Here is a 16,549-nt window from a genome sequence, read left to right on the forward strand (position 1 = left end):
CGTCAGGCGCCGGAGTTCCACGGGCCGACGACGGCGTGCACCGTCACCCGGCCGGGCTCGGAGCGCACCCGCCACTCGCGCGCGATGGCGTCGACGATGGACAGCCCGCGGCCTTGGTCCTCGGTGGACGTCGCCTGGCGCACGCGCGGGCGCTCGGAGCCGCCGCCGTCGCTGACCTCGATGAGGACGTCGTCGCCCAGGACCGCCCACTGCAGCACGACCCCGGTGCGGGTGCCGCTGAGCGGCAGCGGCTGCGCGTGCAGGATGGCGTTGGTGACGAGCTCGGTGACGACGATGAGCGCGTTCTCGATGACCGTGGGAGAGACGTTGGTGTTGCGAAGGTCTTCGGCGACCAGGTGGCGAGCGTGCGGCACGTTGCTGACCTCACCGGTCAGCTCGACGGAGCGTGCGCTGTTGGATCGAGCCTCACGCCTCGTGGCCACGACTCGACCCACTGGTTGATCTCCCTTCACCGGACCCACGCCACCCGCATCCAGTGGTGCCCACTGCACGACTCTGCCAAACCTCCCGACAGTGAACCATTCGCCACCCGATCACGTCCATATGTTGAGATGTGACTTCTCCGGCTCTCCGGTTTCGCGGCCGACTGTGCAGGTGGCCGGGCTATGACCGTCACACCGTTGATCACCAGCGCGTTTACCTGATCTTGCGCTGCCGGTGGGCGCGCGGGCCGGTGATCGTGATGCCCACATCGCGCGGATATGTCCGGCCGTGGCTCTTCCTTCCGTGCCGAAGTGGCGGATCGACCGCTAGGTTAGGGCGGGGCGGAGAGGATGACGATGTGGACTCACTCCCGGTCTTCGGGACAACGTGGGGCGGAAGGGGATCGGACCGGGGGAGCGTCGGGCGACGCCATGGTCGACGCTACCGGTGACGATGTACCCGGCCGTACCGACACGCGCGGCAACGTGTCGTGGTTCGAACCCGGCGTTCCAGTATCGCCGGTGCAAGGGCGGCAGAACGGCGCGGCCGCGGTTGCGGATGCCGGCCAGGAGGGTGACACTCGGTCGGGTCCGGCCGGCGAGGACACGCCGTCACCCGACGGCGCTTCAGGGGCCGGCACGGCAGCAGGTACCGAGGCAGAGCCGGAGCGAGCACTGGAACCTCAGCCAGCCAACACCACAGGCCTCGACGACGAGGCGCTGCGGGAGAGCCTGACCATCGTCGAGGACCACCTCGACACGGTCGGCACCGACTTCTACGCGCAGCTGTTCACCATCGCGCCGGAGACCCGCGAGCTGTTCGGCGCGGGCATGGCGGTACAGCGGTCGCGGCTGGTGGGCGCGCTGGTGCGCATCGTCGGCAACGCCGGCGACCGCGAGTCGTTGCAGCCGTACCTCGAAGGGCTCGGCCGCGACCACCGCAAGTTCGGCGTCATCGACCAGCACTACGCGCCCGTCGGCACGGCGCTCATCCTCGCGGTCCGCCGCTCGCTCGGCGACGCGTGGACGCCGCGGCACGAGAAGGCGTGGATCGACGCCTACGACTACATCGCCGGCGTCATGGTCGGCGCCGCCCGCCGCGACGCCGTCATCTCGCCGCCGTGGTGGGACGCCGAGGTCGTGTACCACCGGCGCATCCTCGACGACCTCGCGATCATGCAGGTCCGCCCGCACACGGACTATCCGTACCGGCCCGGCCAGTACGCGTACGTCACCACGCCGCGGCGGCCGAAGATCTGGCGGGCCTACTCCATGGCCTCCGCGCCGCGCGACGACGGCCTGCTCGAGTTCCACGTTCGCACCGTCGGCGCGGGCTGGGTCAGCAGCGCGCTGGTCTGGCGCACCGAGCCCGGCGACGTCCTGCACCTCGGCGCGCCGCAGGGCCACGACGTCGCCACGCCGCGGTCCGAGCACGACCTGCTCTGCATCACCGGCGGCACCGGAATCGCGCCCGTGCTGGCCACGCTGCAGGAGCTGGAGCAGCGCCAGGACGGCCGCCGCGTCCACGTGTTCTACGCCGGGCGCGACCGCGACCACCTGTACGCGCTGCCGCACCTCGAGTCGATCGGCGTGCGCTACCGGCGGCTGACCGTCGTGCCGGTGGTGTCGCCCGACGGGCCCACCGACCGCAGCCCCGACCTCATGGGCAACATCGTCTCCGCCTACGGCGACTGGCGAAAGCACCGTGTCTACGTCGCGGGCCCGACCGGCATGGTCTCGACCAGCCTCGAGCGGCTCCGGCAGCAGGGCGTGCCCGACGAGCAGATCGTCGTCGACGATTACGGTCTCTGGTGAGGTCTAGGACTTTCTAGTTCTGAGGCTAGACATCGCTAGAAGCCGCGATTCATCCGACGCCGCGCTCGTGCAGGGCGTCGGCGAGCGCGCGGCTGACCTTGGCCGCCCCGGTGACGTTCTTCGGCGACATGACGCCGAGGGCGCCGGGCGGGCACGGGCCGATCAGCTCCGCGCCCGCGCTCTCGCGGATGACGATCTGCGAGAGCGCGTCGGGGAGCTTGCTCAGCTGCGCGAACCCGTAGATGTACGCGGAGCCCGCCGCGGACTCCAGCCGGACCGTCCGGGTTCTCGTCAGCCGGGCCGTGAGCGCGGCGACCTCGGACTCGAGGTCGGTGCCGTTCTTGCCCTGCAGGCGGATGACCCCGTCGCGGACGGTGAGGACGCGCATGCCGCCGAGCGGGGCGAACCTGTTGCGCTTGAACCCGACGATCGCGACGAGGGGGATGGCGACGTCGTTCATCGGCCCATCATCGGCGCAACCCGCGGCCCGGGCAACCCGGCATACGTCAGACGGTAGCGTGTTTGCGCAGGTAGATGCCGAAATGTGGGACGGTGAACGCGATGGTGCCGCGCTCGGCGGAGTAGACCAGGCCTTTCTTGATCAGCGAGTCGCGGGCCGGTGACAGCGACGACGGCTTGCGGCCGAGGAAGGTGGCGACGTCAGAGGTGGGGACGACGCCGTGGGTGTGGTCGGACAGCGCGGCCATGGCGCGCAGGTACTCGCGTTCGGCCGGCGTCGCCCGCTCGTAGCGCGAGCCGAAGAAGCCGACCGCCAGCTCGGCCTCGGCCTCCGGCGCGGCCATGCGGACGTCGTCGGCGCCGATCGGGTCGGTGGGCGCGTTGTCCCACGTCACCTTGCCGTAGGCCTGCACGAAGTACGGGTAGCCCTCCGTCGCCGCGTACAGCGCGTCGAGCGCCGCCGCGTCGTACCTGACGCCCTCGTCCTCGGCCGGCGCGACCAGCGCGCGGTCGGCGGCCTCGCGGTCCAGCCGGTCGATGCGCACGTACCGGAACAGCCGCTCGGAGTACGACTTCGACGCGGACAGGACGGCAGGCAGGTGCGGCAACCCCGCCCCGACGACGACCAGCGGCAGGCCCTGCTGCGACAGCTCGTGGCAGGCGGCGCACAGCGCCGACACGTCGGGCGCGGGGATGTCCTGCATCTCGTCGACGAACAGCGCGATGCCCACCCCGACGTCGCGGGCGACCCCGGCCGCGTCGACCAGCAGCTCGACGAGGTCGACCTCGATGTCGCCGGTGTCGGCCCGCCCCGTCGCCGCGGGCGCGTCGATGCCCGGCTGCCAGCGGTCGCGCAGCTTCGCCCCGTCGCCGGCCGAGCGCAGCGCGAACGCCTTCAGCACCCCGAGGAAGCCGTCGACGCGGTCGGGGTCGCGGTGCCGCGGAGTCAGCTCGCGGACCGCCATGTGCAGCGCGCTGGCCAGCGGGCGGCGCAGCGATTGGTCGGGCCGCGCCTCGATCTTCCCGGTGCCCCACATGCGCCCGATGGCCTGCGACCGCAGAGCGTTCAGCAGCACCGTCTTGCCGACGCCGCGCAGCCCGGTCAGCACCAGCGACCGCTCCGGCCGTCCCCGCGCGATGCGCTCCAGCACGACGTCGAACTGCTGCAGCTCGCGGTCGCGGCCGGCCAGCTCGGGCGGACGCTGACCGGCGCCGGGAGCGTAGGGATTGCGCACCGGGTCCATGATCGGACTCTATGGTGTCGTCTAGCGGTATCCGTAGATTTCGCTAGACGACCCCATAGGCGTGTCGCGAACCGGGCGAATCAGGTGTGCTAGTTGATCCTGATCTGGTTGCCGAACGGGTCGCGCAGCGTGCAGTTGATGCCGTACGGCTGCTCGGTCGGCTCCTGGGTGAACTCCACCCCCTGGGCCGACAGCTGCGCGAACGCCTTGTGGCAGTCGTCGGTGGTGAGCACGCACACCACGCCGAGCGCTCCCTTCGTCAGCACGTCCCGGACCTGACCGGCGACCTCCTCGCTGAGCGCGGGCGGGCCGGGCACCTCGAGCAGGAGATGCCGATCGGGGTCGTGCGGCAGGGCGACGGTCAGCCAGCGGGTGAAGCCCATGTCGACGTCGTTGGTGACCTCGAAGCCGAGTGCGACCCGGGCCAGCGCGGGGATGTCGAGTGGCTCGGCGAAGTGCCGGTCGATCGCGTCGCGGGCGCGCAGCAACCGGCGGTTGGCGTCCTCGGCCGGGCTCAGCCTCACTCGTCGAGAGTACGTCCCACCACCGGCAGCTCGACCGACGTCCGGGCGAGGTCGACGGTGACGGTGGGCAGCTGGCTGGGTGCGGCGGAGCGCCAGTAGTCGGTGCCGGCGAGGATCAGCCCGATGCGGTGGCCGGCCGGCACGACGTGGTCCATGGCGGTGAGGTCGAACGTGATGGTCTGCGCCCGCCCCGGCCGCAGCGGCAGCTGCCGCCACAGCGTCGCCCAGTGGCCGAGGTCGCCGGTGCCGCTGGCGAGGACGTGGTGGTCGACGTCCTGGAGGGAGAGGGCGGTGTCGAGGTAGCAGGCGCTGTCGGACGGCGTGCTCTCGCCCCAGCAGGACCGGGTCTCGAGGTTCTCGCTGCCCCAGCCGGGGTTCAGGTAGTCGTGGACGGTCGCCGGTCCGTAGTCGACCAGCGCCGCCGACACCACCGCCTCGGACGTCGTCGACGACGCGCGCACCGTCACCGACGCGGAGCCGGACAGCCGCAGCTCGGACTCCAGCGGCTCGGTCCGGAACAGGACGCGGGCCGGCGACGGCTGGTCCGGGTCGGCGGCCCACACCCAGCGATCCTGCTCGGGGTCGTCGGTGAAGGCCGCGGCGTCGCCGGCCGGCGCCGTCGCCGTCGACAACAGGCCGGGCGACGACGGGCGCAGCGTGACGTCGCGGGCGCCCGCGGCCGGCCAGCCGGCTTCGTCGGTCCACGATCCGGGGGCGCGCTCGACCGACACCATCGGCTCGTCGTCGATGCCGTTGTCGATGTCGAGCAGCCAGCGGTCGAACCAGCGGTGCAGCGTGTGCACCCAGCGCTCGCGGTCGAAGTCGAACGGGTCGACGTGGCCGGCCTGGGTCAGCCACAGCTTGCGCGGCACGTCGGCCTCGGACAGCGCGTCCCACCAGCGGGCGAGGTGGTCCGACGGCACCGCCTGGTCGGTGAACCCGTGCACCAGGAAGACGCTCGCCTCGACGTCGTCGGCGCGGCGGGTGTAGTCGCGCTCGGCCCAGTACCGCGTCCAGTTGCCGTCGTCGTCGAACCGGGTCTCGAGGTCCTGGAAGAACGGCTCGCACAACTCGTACGCCCGCGGCGTCAGCAGGTTCGGCGGGCCGCTGCGCAACGGCGCGTAGCCGCCCCAGGCGCCGTTCGCGTTGTGCTGGTGGTAGTACGAGCTGACGGCGCCGATGGGCACGATGGTGCGCAGACCCTCGACGCCCAGGGTGGCCACGCCGTTGGCGACGGTGCCGTCGGCGGACTTGCCGATCATGCCGACCGCGCCGGTCGACCAGTCGGCGTCGGCGGTCTCGTGGCCGGTGGCCGACGTGTACGCGGTGGCGCGGCCGTTCAGCCAGTCGATGACGCTGGCGCTGGCCCCGGTCATGGCCGGGCCGCCGCCGTCCGGGCAGCTCGTCGACCGGTTCGTGCCCAGGTCGTCGACCAGCGCGACGGCGTACCCGCGGGGCACGAAGTAGTTGTCGTAGTAGAGCGGGAATCCGAGCGGCTCGCCGTTCTCGTCGTACGTTTTGCGCTGCGCCTCGTTGCCGCGGCCGCAGCACAGGTAGTACGGGCTGGTGTCCATGATGACGGGGACCCGCTGGCCGGCCGCGGCGGGCTCGGCCGGCCTGACGATGTCGACCGCCATGCGGTCCGTCTCGCCGTCGGCGTCGAGGTCGGTGCCGAGGTCGACCCACACCGACTCGCGGATCGCGTCGGCGTACGAGTACACCGGTTGCGTGACGCCGTCCTCCAGCACGAACGCCGGCGCTGGTTCGGCCTGGGCGACACCGGCGAGGGCGCCGGCGGTGGTCGCGGCCACGAGGAGGGGAACGGACAGACGGCGCAATCGACGCGTCACCATGATCACGGAACCTACCGGACGCTTCTCGGGTCTGTCAGTGCTCCGGCCTAGGCTGGCGACATGGCCTGGTACCGCCCCGTCGCCGTCGCGCCCGAGCTGCGCGACGCGCTGGTGTGCGGGTGGACGGCGCAGGTCGACGGGGTCGAGTTGCTGGTGCCCGACGGCTGCGTCGACGTCATGTGGCTGGCCGACGGGCGGGTGGTCGTGTGCGGTCCCGAGACGTCGGCCTGGCCGGTCGTCGTGCCGAAGGGCACCGATGCGGTCGGCGTGCGGTTCCGGCCGGGCGTCGCGCCGGGGCTGCTCGGCACGCCGGCGCACCTGCTGCTCGACACCCGGGTCGGGCTCGACGACGTCCTCGGCCGCGGTGCGCGGGCGCTGGCCCGCGAGGTCACCGACGCCGGGTCGGCCGAGGCGCGGCTCGACCTCCTGACGGCGGCGGCGCAGGGCTGGCTGTACGACCACGACGGCCCCGACCCACTGGCGTTGTGGACGGTTCGGGTGCTGAGCCGGCGCTCCAGCAGCATCGCCGAGCTCGCCGACGGCGCCGGGCTGACCGATCGCCAGTTGCAGCGCCGCAGCCGGGCCGCGTTCGGCTACCCGCCGTCCATGCTGCGGGTCATCCTGCGGTTGCAGCGGTTCATGGCGCTGGCCCGTGCGCCCGGCAACGCGCACCTCGGCCTCGCCGAGCTCGCCCATCTCGCCGGCTACAGCGACCAAGCGCACCTCTCGCACGACTGCCGCCGCATCGCGTCGAGCACGCCCAGCGAGCTGCTGCAGAGCCAGGTCCCCGACTGGCACGGTCCCGGCTCGGTGGTCGACGACGCACCGGTGCCCGCCGGCCAGGCGGCCTGACGCCGCGGCTCTCCCGATGTCCGATCCGTACAAGCGCCGGTCCCGCCGTCGCGGCACAGTGGAGACATGACCGACATCGCTGAGCGCTACCGCCGGCTGGCCGCCACGCTGACCGGCCGCATCGAGTCCGTCCCGGCCGACCGCTGGGAGTCGCCGTCGCCGTGCGAGGGCTGGACCACCCGCGACGTCGTCGCCCACCTCGTCGACTGGCACCGCGACGTCGCGAAGCTCGGCGGCCTGACGCTGCCCGACGGCCCGCCCGTCGCCGACGACCCCGTCGCCGCCTGGACACACACCCGCGACGCCATGCAGGACCTCCTCGACGACCCGGAGCGCGCGAACACCCCGTACGAGGGCATGTTCGGCCCGACCACGGTGGCCGCGACGGCCGACCAGTTCCTCGGCTTCGACCTCGTCGTGCACGGCTGGGACATCGCCCGCGGCGCCGGCCTCGACGACACCATCCCGCCCGAGGACGTCGCCGACCTGCTGCCCATGGTCGAGAAGCTGGGCGACAACCTGCGCCGCCCCGGCGTCTGCGGCCCCGAGGTCCCCGTGCCCGACGACGCCGACGACCAGACCAAGCTGCTCGGCCTCCTCGGCCGCGACGCCACCTGACGGCCAACCGAGCGGGGTTCGGGGGGATGCCGGCAGGGGTAGGCTGCGGGCGTCCGAGCGAGGAACGAGCGAGGCGGGCGGGGCCGGCATCCCCCCGAACCCCGCGGCCCATGGATGTCGGGCGCAACAGGGGGACAATGGGCGCATGATCTCCGTCGAGCTGGCCCGGAAGCTGCGCGAGAAGGGGCTGCGCTGGGAGCCGCGTCCCGGCGACCGGTTCGTCATCGCCGACCGCGGCATGGACGACGAGGTGTTCGTGGTCTCCCACATGGTCGTCGACGTGCACGAGTTCCCCAGCGGCGGGCGGGTGCTGGGCTTCAACGGCACGGTCGAGTGGGCGCTGGACAGCGTCGAGCAGGAGGCCGCGCTCTGGCTGCCGAGCGAGGAACGGCTGCGCGAGCTGCTGGGCGGCGCGTTCACCGGGCTGCGCCGGACGGACGACGGCTACCGGCTGACGCTCGACGTCGGCGGGCGGCGGGTCGAGGTCGACGACGAGCGGGCCGAGGAGGCGTACGGCAAGGCGTTGCTGTACCTCGCCGCGGGCGATTGACGGTAGGGTCGCGCGCAACGACACGGGGGGCGTCCGAGCGCCGAGATCGAGGAGACCCGACCCGTGGACGTTCTCGAGTTCATCGCGACCAACCTGTTCAACGAGGTGTCGGTCCTCATCGGCCTGATCACGGCCATCGGCCTGCTGTTGCAGCGCAAGCCGGTCGAGGACGTCGTCGGCGGCGCGATCCGGGCGACGATCGGCATCATCATCCTGTTCATCGGCATCGACGTGTTCGTCGGCGGGCTGGCGTCGTTCCAGGCGATCGTCTCCAGCGCGGTCGGCCTGGACCCGCCGTCGTCGACCAACACGCTCGACGAGTTCCTGGGCACCCACGGCAGCGACATCGCGCTGGTCATCACGCTCGGCTTCGTGGTGCACCTGGTGCTGGTCCGGGTGCTGCGGACCCGCTACGTGTACCTGACCGGGCACCTGCTGTTCTGGATGGCCGTCGTCATCACGGCGTCGCTGGTGCAGGTGTTCGGCGAGCTGGACCGCTGGCAGCTGGTGCTCGTCGGCTCGGTCGTGGCCGGCTGCTACTGGACCGTCCAGCCGCTGTTCATCGCGCCGATGATGCGCCGCGTCATCGGCTCCGACGACTGGGGCTACGGGCACACCAGCTCGTCGGTGGCGTGGCTGAGCGCGAAGCTGGCGCCGCTGGTCGGCAACCCCGAGCGCGACGACGTCGAGCAGGTGAAGGTGCCGAAGCGGCTGTCCTTCTTCAAGGACGTCACGGTGTCGACGGCGGTCGTCATCGGGCTGATCATGCTGGTCGGGCTGGCGTTCGCCGACGGCGGCGTGGTCGACGAGCAGGCCGCGGCGTACGACCCGGAGATCAACCCGTGGGTGTGGGGGATCATCGCGGCGCTGCGGTTCGCGGCGGGCATCGCGATCCTGCTGTACGGCGTGCGGATGTTCCTGGCCGAGATCGTGCCGGCGTTCACCGGTATCAGCGAGAAGGCGATCCCCGGCTCGCGCCCGGCCTTGGACGCGCCGACGATCTTCCCGGTGGCGCCGACGGCGGTCATGGTCGGCTTCCTGTCGACGACGGCGACCTTCCTCGTGCTGATGGGGGTGTTCGCGGCGGCCGGCTGGTTCGTCCTGGTGCCGCCGATGATCATGCTGTTCTTCGTCGGCGCGGGCGCTGCGGTGTTCGGCAACGCGTTCGGCGGCTGGCGGGGCGCGGTGCTGGCCGGCGTCGTCACCGGGGTGTCGCTGGCGTTCGGCCAGTGGCTCGGCTGGAACCTGCTGTCCGACACCGCGCCGGAGCTGGCCACGCTGGCCGACCCCGACTGGTACCTGATGATCCTGCTGCTGCTCGGCCTGGGCGAGTTGTTCTCCGGGTTCGGCGACAACGGCGTGCTGCTGGCCGGCCTGGTCGTCGTCGCCGTGTTCGGGGTGTGGACGTGGTTCCTCAAGCGTCTGCAGCGCCGCGAGGAGGCGCGCCTGGCAGCGTCGAATGATGAACGGTCCGAAGTGTCGAGAGAACGGTGAGTCCCCGATGTCCCCAGCACCGAACCGCCCGCTGACCGTCCTGACCGTCTGCGGCGTCGGCATGGGCAGCAGCCTGATCCTCAAGATGAACGCCGAGAAGGCGCTGAAGTCGCTCGGCGTCGAGGCGAAGGTCGAGCACACCGACGTGTCGTCGGCGCGCGGCATGCGGGCCGATGTCGCCATCGCGCAGGGCCTGCACACCGACGATCTCGGCTCGGTCGCACCGGTGGTGCTGCCGATCAGCAACTTCATGGACGTCGACGGCCTGCGCCGGCAGCTGGAGGAGGCGCTGCGCGAGCAGGGCTGGTTGTCGTGACAGCCCCGATCATCAACGCCGTCGTCGACGTGAAGGCCACCGACTGGCGCGGCGCCGTGCACGCCGCCTGCGCCCCGCTGGTCGGCGTCGGCGCCCTCGAGGCGCGGTACCCGGAGCGGTGCATCGCGATCGCCGAGGAGCACGGGCCGTACATGGTGCTGGCGCCCGGCATCGCGCTGGCGCACGCCCGGCCCGAGGACGGCGCGCTGGCGCTGTGTCTGTCGGCGGCCGTCCTGGCGACGCCGGTGGAGTTCGGCCACGACGAGAACGACCCCGTCGACGTCGTGCTGGCCTTCGGATCCCCGGACGACGCCGCGCACCTGGCGCTGCTGCAGAGCCTCGCCGAGCACCTGCTCGGCGGTCTGGCCGACCAGCTGCGGCAGGCGCCGGACCGCGACGCCGCGATGCGCGCGCTGCGCGCCGTCGGCTGACGGACGGGCGCGACTGAGCGCCGTCGGCTGACGGATGGGCGCGGCTGAACGCCGTCCGCTCCCCCTTGCAATGAGCACCTCTACGCATCACGTCCGCGCCCACCCGGGTGATGCGTATGGGTGCTCATTGCAAAGGGGGCCGGCAGCTCACTCCTCGATGGCGCCGCCGATGGCGCGCAGATGGGCCCGGAACGTGAGGTCCGGCTCGGCGCGGCGGCGGGTGAGGTAGTCGGCGAAGCGGAGCTGGTCGCGCAGCGTCGTGCCGCCGCGGACCAGTTCGGCCTGTTCCCGCTCGGTGTCGCGGATCGCGGCGGCCAGCGTGGTCAGCTCGTCCGCGCGGTCCGCGGGCACCACGACCACGCCGTCGTCGTCGGCCAGGATCGCGTCGTCGCGGGTGACGGCGAAGTCGCCGACGGCCGCGCGCGTCAGCCCGCCGTCGGGCGGGCGCGGGTCGAGCCGCTGCGGCCCGGTGGGCAGCGCGCCGAGGCTGAACACCGGCAGTCCGATGGCCCGGACGTCGGCGGTGTCGCGGTGCAGCCCCCAGATGACGACGCCGGACAGCCCGGCCGCGCGCGCCTCGAGCACGGCGAGATCCCCGACGCACGCTTCGTCGCGCCGCCCGCCGTTGTCGACCACCAGCACGTCGCCCGGCCCGGCCGACTCGTACGCTTCCAGGAACACGTCGACGCTGCCGACGTGGACGCACGGCAGCGCCCGCCCGGCCGCCCGCCAACCGGGGACGACCGGCGGCAGCGACGCGCACCGCACCGGCACCCCCGCCCGCAGGCACGCGTCGGCGAGGTGCGCGGTGGTGAGGTTCTCGAACATCCTCTGACTCTAGGGCTCGGCGACCGGCAGCCAGACCCGCATGGTGGACGGGCCGCGGGAGGCCCAGGAGTGGTAGGGCACCAGCCTGATCCGGGCCGGCGACGCGGAGGCATCGGCGCCGGCGTCGGGGGCGTACGGCCAGTCGTGGTCGCCGGGGTCGGTGAGCGCGCCGGACGCGAGCACCGCGCCGTCGTCGTCCGTGGTCAGAGGCGCGTCGACGTCCACCCGGACGGCGTCGACGTCGCGGCCGGCGGGGAGGTCCGTGGACTCCGCGCACAGGACGAGCGGGCCGCGTTCGACGGCGACGGTGCCGCGCAGCGCGTCGATCCGCGGGTCGGCCCGGACCCACCGCGGCCGCATCGGCAGCTCCAGCCGCACCTCGTCGCCGACGGCGAACGGCGCGGTCACCGACGCGAACCCGGGCCCGACCGGCCGCCGCGTGCCGTCCGGCGAGACCAGCACCGCGCCGTCCGCGGCCCACGCGGGCACCCGCACCGACAGCGTCCACGGCGCCGGCGACGTCTCCGTCACCCGCAGCACGACGGCGCCGTCGGACGGGTAGCCGGTGGACATGACGAACCCGGCCGGCCGTCCGTCGGTCAGCCGCGTCGACACCGAGGCGTCGGCGTACTGGTGCACCTGCAGGCCGTCGTCGTCGGCGGTGACGAGGTAAGCGGCGAGGCTGGCGAACGTGCGGGCGAGGTTGTTCGGGCAGCACGACACGTCGAACCAGGGCGCCCGGACGCCGGACTCCGCGCGCGGGTGCTGATGATCCGCCGACGGCAGCCCGCCGATCCGGCGCCGGTGCAGCGTGTTGACGTAGAAGAAGGAGCGGCCGTCGTCGGCCGGCGAGGTGGCGATGACGTTGTACAGCGTGCGCTCGGCGAGGTCGGCGTACCGCGGCGAACCCGTCGCGAGCAGCAGCCGCCACGCCAGCTGCACCGATGCCACCGCGGCGCAGGTCTCGGAGTACGCGCGGTCCGGCGGCAGCACGAAGTCGTCGCCGAACGCCTCGTCCATGTGCCGCGCACCCATGCCGCCGGTGACGTACGTGCGCCGCGCGACCGTCGCCGCCCACTGCCGCTCGATCGCGGCCAGGAGTGAGGCGTCACCGGTCTCGACCGCCACGTCGACGGCGCCGGAGGCGAGGTAGAGCGCCCGGACGGCGTGCCCGTGGAACGCGTCGGCGTCGCGCACCGGCACGTCGTCCTGGAAGTAGCCGCGGCCGAACTCCACGTCGGCCAGCACCCCGTGCCCGCGGCGCGAGACGAACAGGGCCGCCTGGTCGAGGTAGCGCCGCTCGCCGGTCGCGCGGTACAGCTCGACCAGCGCCATCTCGACCACCGGGTGCCCGCAGACGCCCTGGTTGCCGTCGGGCCCGAAGGTCCGGCAGACGTGGTCGGCGGCCCGCACGGCGACGTCGGCCAGCGGGCCGCCCACGCCGGTGCGCAGCAGGGCGACGCCGGCCTGGATGAGGTGCCCGTAGCAGTACAGCTCATGGCCCCACTCGAGGTCGGAGTACCGCTCGCCCTGGCCGGCATGGCCGAACGCGGTGTTGAGGTAGCCGTCGGGCTCCTGGGCCCGCTCGATCACCTTGGCCAGCTCCTCGATGGACGCCGCGGCGAATTCGTCGCCGGTGCGGGCGACCTCCCAGGTCATGCCCTCGATCAGCTTGTACACGTCGGAGTCGGAGAACTCGCGGCCGCGGCGGTCGCGGCCCACCCGGCCCTCGACGACGGCGGCGAAGTTGTCGATCCAGCCGACCCGCCGCTCCCAGCTCAGGTTGTGCTCGAGTGTGGCCGCGGCGTTCACGGACTGCCGCCGCCCCCAGAAGCCCCCGGTGATGCGCACCTCGCGCAGGCCGAGTGGGCGCAGCCGCCCAGTGCTCGGCACCACGGGCCGGCCGGTCAGATCGTCGGGCACGATGGTCATCCCTTCAGTGCTCCGGACATGAAGCCGCGCACGTAATGCCGTTGCAGGAGCACGAACAGGAGCAGGCAGGGCAGCGCCATGATCACGACGCCGGCCTGGGTGGCGCCGAAGTCGACGGCGCCCATGGTCTGCTGCCGCAGAGTGGCGATGGCCAGCGACAACGGGTAGCGGGAGCTGTCGTTGATCATGAACAGCGGAGCGATGAAGTCGTTCCAGGCGTGCAGGAACGCGAACAGGCCGACGGTGATCATCCCGGGCCAGACCGCGAACACCAGCACCCGGCGCAGCACACCGAACGTGCCGCAGCCGTCGACCAGCGCAGACTCCTCGATCTCGCGGGGGACCGCCTCGAACGAGATGCGCATCATGAACATCGAGAACGGCAACTGGTACAGGGTCAGCACCAGCGCCAGGCCGGTCAGCGAGTTCCGCAGCCCGATCTCGCCCATCAGCACCCACAGCGGCACCAGCAGCGTCGCGTAGGGAACCATGAGGATCGCGATGATCAGCAGGAACAGCGCGTCGCGGCCGGGGAAGCGGAACCGGGCGAACGCGTAGCCGCCCAGTAGCGACAGCCCGAGCGTGAACACGACCGTCAGGATCGAGACGTACGCGCTGTTCCACAGGTACGTCGGCAGCCCGGCGTCGTACTCCGTCAGCGTCCGGTAGTTGTTGAAGCCGTAGCCGTCCTGCTGAGCCGTCGCGCCGTGCGGCGACACCGACGCGACGGCGGTCCAGATCAGCGGGACGAGGAACATGATCGCCAACCCGCCGCCGAACACCCAGAACGACGTGCGGCCGATGGCTTGCTGCAGTCTCATCGCTCGCCCCTCAGTCGTCCGCGCCGCGGCGCAGGTAGCGGAACTGGGCGATGTTGATGACCAGGAGCACCAGCAGCACGACGACGGACAGCGCGGCCGCCGAGCCGAGGTCGAACCGGCGGAACGCCTCCCGGTAGATCATCATCACCACGGTCGTGGTGGAGTTGTCCGGACCGCCGTTGGTCAGGATGAAGAACTGGTCGAACGCCAGCAGCGACCCGGTGACCGAGATGATCAGGCACAGCGCGATCGACGGGCGCAGCAGCGGCAGCGTGATGCGGAGGAACGACTGCACCTTGCCGGCGCCGTCGACGCGGGCCGCCTCGTACACCTCGGTCGGGATCGACTGCAGCCCGACCATGAGGATGAGCATGAAGAACCCGGCGAACTTCCAGACCACGAGGATGATCGACGAGAACAGCGCCATGTTCGGCGTCCCGATCCAGCGGATCGGCTCGTCGGTGACGCCCAGCCACTGCAGGAACGGGTCGATCGGCCCGATCTGCGGGCTGTAGAACCCCCAGAACAGCAGCGACGCCGACGCCAGGCCGAGCGAGACGGGCAGGAAGTAGGCGGTGCGCAGCAGCCCGACGCCGCGACGGCGCTCCTGCACCAGCAACGCCATCCCCATCGAGAGGACCAGCAGCACCACCACGACGATGACGGTGTACTTCAGCGTGAACCCGACCGCCGGCCAGAACAGGCGGTCGTCGGCGATGCCGGTGTAGTTGTCCGGCAGGTTCAGGCCCTGGCCGCCCTTGAGCAGCGGCCATTCGCTGGCCGACATCTGGCCCACCAGCAGCAGCGGGAGCACGAACAGCAGCAGCACGAAGATCGCGGCGGGCGCGGCGTACATCGCTCCTTGGAACGTCCGGGTGCGCCACCAGGCCCGGGAGCTGGGGGTCTGGTGCGCCGGCGGAGCCGCAGGCTCGCGCAGGACTGGGCTGGCCAAGCGTCGGGTCCTTCCTCTGACGGGGCGGGCGGTCAGCTCTGCAGCGACGCGTCGACCGCCTCGTTGTCCTGCTCCAGGGTCGAGCCGTCGCCGAACACGTAGTTGCGCACGAGCGGCAGCCACGGGCCCTGCGGGTCGTTGAAGGTCTCGCCGAAGCGCATGGAGTACGGCGTGCGGCCGACGCCGGCGACCTCGTTGATGGTCACCAGCCGCGGGTCCTGGTCGGAGTACTCGTTCGACGCGAGGTCGGTGCGGGCGACCACGTCGCGGTTCTGCGCCAGCACCTCGACCTGCGCCTCGTCGCCGAGCGTCCAGGCGATGAAGTTCCAGGCCGCGTCCGGGACCTCGCTGTTGCTGGAGATGCCGACGGCGTCGCCGCCGACGAACGTCGACTCGCCACCGTCGACGCCCGGGATCGGCGCGACGCCGGTCTCGAAGGTGTCGGGCATGAGGCCGAGCGTGGTGGACGGCATCGGCATCACGCCGATGTTGCCCTCGGGGAAGACGCCGGTCCACGTCGGGCCGGCCTCGTCCTGGGTGCCGGCCGCGACGATGTCGTCGTCGACCAGGCCCTTCCAGACGTCGTAGACGGCCTGCGCCTCGGGCTCTGCCAGGAACGACTCGGTGCCGTCCTCGTTCATGACGTCGGCGCCGGACGCCCAGATGCTCGGCCACCACGTGAACACGTAGCAGCCGCCGCAGTTGCCGCCGAAGAACGTGCCGCTGACGTCGCCGCCGAGCGCGTCGATCGCGCGGGCGTGCTCGGCGAACTCCTGCATGGTGGTGGGCGGCGCCTCGGGGTCGAGCCCGGCCTGCTCGTAGAGATTCTTGTTGTAGAAGAGCACCGACAGGTCCATGGTGTGCGGCACGACGTACTTCGCGCCGTCGAGCGTGCCGACCTCGATGTGCGACTGCGCGAGGTCGTCGGCGAACGGCAGCGCGTCGATGCGGTCGGTGATGTCGAGGTACGCGCCGGCGGTGGTGAACTGCGGCACGAAGACGACGTCGAGGCTGAGCACGTCGGGCAGCTCGCCGGCGCCGGCGGCCGTGCCGACCCGCGGCAGGTAGTCGTCGGTGGGGATGACGGTCAGCTCGACCTGGTTCTCGTGGCTGGCGTTGTAGGCGTCGACCAGGCGCTGGGACTGCGCCTCGGTGGCCGCCCTGGTCCACATCGTGATGGTGCTGCCGTCGTCGACCCCGTCGGCCAGCGATTCCGGCGAGGAGTCGCCGCCGCCGTCCGCGGTGTCGGTGTCGTCGTCACCACCGCCGCAGGCGCTCATCACGAGCGCCAGCACAGCAGCGGTCACGGCCGTCGTCGCCCGTGTCCTGGTACTACGTCGCATCGCCGTCTCCCCGGAGAACGAAAGTAGCCGAAAAGGTTTTCTGCGACGGTAGGAGGTCGGTTGGGCGGCGTCAA

General features: G+C 71.9%; 17 protein-coding genes. 7 read left to right on the forward strand and 10 right to left on the reverse strand.

Features of this window, described 5'->3' with window-relative positions; genetic code table 11:
• Positions 1-2: 2 nt before the first annotated feature.
• Entirely contained in the window at positions 3-443 is a 441-nt protein-coding gene (locus BLU82_RS30195; protein ID WP_157741355.1) for an ATP-binding protein, read from the reverse strand.
• Between the two features lie 522 nt (positions 444-965).
• Between BLU82_RS30195 and BLU82_RS30200 the strand changes: the two genes are divergently transcribed.
• Positions 966-2,258 (forward strand): globin domain-containing protein, encoded by a 1,293-nt coding sequence (locus tag BLU82_RS30200; protein WP_172885733.1) that lies wholly within the window; start codon positions 966-968, stop codon positions 2,256-2,258.
• 49 nt (positions 2,259-2,307) lie between these two features.
• On the opposite strand, the gene BLU82_RS30205 is transcribed toward BLU82_RS30200, so the two are convergent.
• From BLU82_RS30205 to BLU82_RS30220, 4 genes are all read right to left on the reverse strand, one after another.
• Positions 2,308-2,718 (reverse strand): hypothetical protein, encoded by a 411-nt coding sequence (locus BLU82_RS30205; RefSeq protein ID WP_092624555.1) that lies wholly within the window; start codon positions 2,716-2,718, stop codon positions 2,308-2,310.
• 46 nt (positions 2,719-2,764) lie between these two features.
• Positions 2,765-3,961, reverse strand: a complete 1,197-nt coding sequence (locus tag BLU82_RS30210; protein WP_092624556.1) for an AAA family ATPase — start codon at positions 3,959-3,961, stop codon at positions 2,765-2,767.
• Between the two features lie 89 nt (positions 3,962-4,050).
• Positions 4,051-4,428 (reverse strand): VOC family protein, encoded by a 378-nt coding sequence (locus BLU82_RS30215; protein WP_370246341.1) that lies wholly within the window; start codon positions 4,426-4,428, stop codon positions 4,051-4,053.
• A 53-nt stretch (positions 4,429-4,481) separates the two neighbouring features.
• Positions 4,482-6,338, reverse strand: coding sequence for a Xaa-Pro dipeptidyl-peptidase (locus BLU82_RS30220; protein WP_157741356.1), 1,857 nt, complete (start codon positions 6,336-6,338; stop codon positions 4,482-4,484).
• 60 nt (positions 6,339-6,398) lie between these two features.
• On the opposite strand from BLU82_RS30220, the gene BLU82_RS30225 reads away from it, so the two are divergent.
• The 6 genes from BLU82_RS30225 (at position 6,399) to BLU82_RS30250 (ending at position 10,599) form a co-directional block, all read left to right on the forward strand.
• Positions 6,399-7,190, forward strand: coding sequence for a helix-turn-helix domain-containing protein (locus tag BLU82_RS30225; protein WP_092624558.1), 792 nt, complete (start codon positions 6,399-6,401; stop codon positions 7,188-7,190).
• A gap of 66 nt (positions 7,191-7,256) precedes the next feature.
• Positions 7,257-7,808, forward strand: a complete 552-nt coding sequence (locus BLU82_RS30230; RefSeq protein ID WP_092624559.1) for a TIGR03086 family metal-binding protein — start codon at positions 7,257-7,259, stop codon at positions 7,806-7,808.
• Positions 7,809-7,953: 145 nt separating this feature from the next.
• Positions 7,954-8,358 (forward strand): pilus assembly protein CpaE, encoded by a 405-nt coding sequence (locus BLU82_RS30235; RefSeq protein ID WP_092624560.1) that lies wholly within the window; start codon positions 7,954-7,956, stop codon positions 8,356-8,358.
• Between the two features lie 63 nt (positions 8,359-8,421).
• Positions 8,422-9,852, forward strand: coding sequence for a PTS ascorbate transporter subunit IIC (locus tag BLU82_RS30240; protein ID WP_092624561.1), 1,431 nt, complete (start codon positions 8,422-8,424; stop codon positions 9,850-9,852).
• A 7-nt stretch (positions 9,853-9,859) separates the two neighbouring features.
• Complete coding sequence (locus BLU82_RS30245) at positions 9,860-10,168, forward strand: PTS sugar transporter subunit IIB (protein ID WP_092624562.1); 309 nt, start codon at positions 9,860-9,862, stop codon at positions 10,166-10,168.
• Positions 10,165-10,599: a PTS sugar transporter subunit IIA gene (locus BLU82_RS30250; RefSeq protein WP_157741357.1), complete on the forward strand. Its 435-nt coding sequence runs from the start codon at positions 10,165-10,167 to the stop codon at positions 10,597-10,599. The genes BLU82_RS30245 and BLU82_RS30250 overlap by 4 nt, the downstream gene beginning before the upstream one ends.
• Positions 10,600-10,746: 147 nt before the next feature.
• Here BLU82_RS30250 and BLU82_RS30255 read toward each other — a convergent pair whose 3' ends face one another.
• The 5 genes from BLU82_RS30255 to BLU82_RS30275 all read right to left on the reverse strand — a co-directional run bounded on the left by BLU82_RS30255 (position 10,747) and on the right by BLU82_RS30275 (position 16,475).
• Positions 10,747-11,427 carry an RraA family protein gene (locus tag BLU82_RS30255; protein WP_092624564.1) on the reverse strand — a complete coding sequence of 227 codons (681 nt, stop codon included), beginning with the start codon at positions 11,425-11,427 and terminating at the stop codon, positions 10,747-10,749.
• 9 nt (positions 11,428-11,436) lie between these two features.
• Positions 11,437-13,359, reverse strand: a complete 1,923-nt coding sequence (locus BLU82_RS30260; RefSeq protein ID WP_092624565.1) for a glycoside hydrolase family 127 protein — start codon at positions 13,357-13,359, stop codon at positions 11,437-11,439.
• Positions 13,356-14,180, reverse strand: coding sequence for a carbohydrate ABC transporter permease (locus BLU82_RS30265; RefSeq protein ID WP_092624566.1), 825 nt, complete (start codon positions 14,178-14,180; stop codon positions 13,356-13,358). The genes BLU82_RS30260 and BLU82_RS30265 overlap by 4 nt, the downstream gene beginning before the upstream one ends.
• A 10-nt stretch (positions 14,181-14,190) precedes the next feature.
• On the reverse strand, positions 14,191-15,036 hold the full coding sequence (locus tag BLU82_RS30270) for a carbohydrate ABC transporter permease (protein WP_092624567.1): 846 nt from the start codon (positions 15,034-15,036) through the stop codon (positions 14,191-14,193).
• Positions 15,037-15,164: 128 nt separating this feature from the next.
• A complete protein-coding gene (locus BLU82_RS30275) occupies positions 15,165-16,475 on the reverse strand; it encodes a sugar ABC transporter substrate-binding protein (RefSeq protein WP_092624568.1) in 1,311 nt (436 codons plus the stop codon).
• Positions 16,476-16,549: the final 74 nt, after the last annotated feature.

It is taken from the genome of Jiangella sp. DSM 45060, from assembly GCF_900105175.1.
In the GTDB taxonomy this organism is placed as follows: Bacteria; Actinomycetota; Actinomycetes; order Jiangellales; family Jiangellaceae; genus Jiangella.

Bases quoted from the DNA above. Each gene is read 5' to 3' on its own strand.
- BLU82_RS30205 (WP_092624555.1), bottom strand. From the start codon at position 2,718: ATGAACGACGTCGCCATCCCCCTCGTCGCGATCGTCGGGTTCAAGCGC.
- BLU82_RS30210 (WP_092624556.1), bottom strand. From the start codon at position 3,961: ATGGACCCGGTGCGCAATCCCTACGCTCCCGGCGCCGGTCAGCGTCCG.
- BLU82_RS30220 (WP_157741356.1), bottom strand. From the start codon at position 6,338: ATGGTGACGCGTCGATTGCGCCGTCTGTCCGTTCCCCTCCTCGTGGCC.
- BLU82_RS30225 (WP_092624558.1), top strand. From the start codon at position 6,399: ATGGCCTGGTACCGCCCCGTCGCCGTCGCGCCCGAGCTGCGCGACGCG.
- BLU82_RS30230 (WP_092624559.1), top strand. From the start codon at position 7,257: ATGACCGACATCGCTGAGCGCTACCGCCGGCTGGCCGCCACGCTGACC.
- BLU82_RS30235 (WP_092624560.1), top strand. From the start codon at position 7,954: ATGATCTCCGTCGAGCTGGCCCGGAAGCTGCGCGAGAAGGGGCTGCGC.
- BLU82_RS30245 (WP_092624562.1), top strand. From the start codon at position 9,860: ATGTCCCCAGCACCGAACCGCCCGCTGACCGTCCTGACCGTCTGCGGC.
- BLU82_RS30255 (WP_092624564.1), bottom strand. From the start codon at position 11,427: ATGTTCGAGAACCTCACCACCGCGCACCTCGCCGACGCGTGCCTGCGG.
- BLU82_RS30260 (WP_092624565.1), bottom strand. From the start codon at position 13,359: ATGACCATCGTGCCCGACGATCTGACCGGCCGGCCCGTGGTGCCGAGC.
- BLU82_RS30265 (WP_092624566.1), bottom strand. From the start codon at position 14,180: ATGAGACTGCAGCAAGCCATCGGCCGCACGTCGTTCTGGGTGTTCGGC.
- BLU82_RS30270 (WP_092624567.1), bottom strand. From the start codon at position 15,036: ATGTACGCCGCGCCCGCCGCGATCTTCGTGCTGCTGCTGTTCGTGCTC.
- BLU82_RS30275 (WP_092624568.1), bottom strand. From the start codon at position 16,475: ATGCGACGTAGTACCAGGACACGGGCGACGACGGCCGTGACCGCTGCT.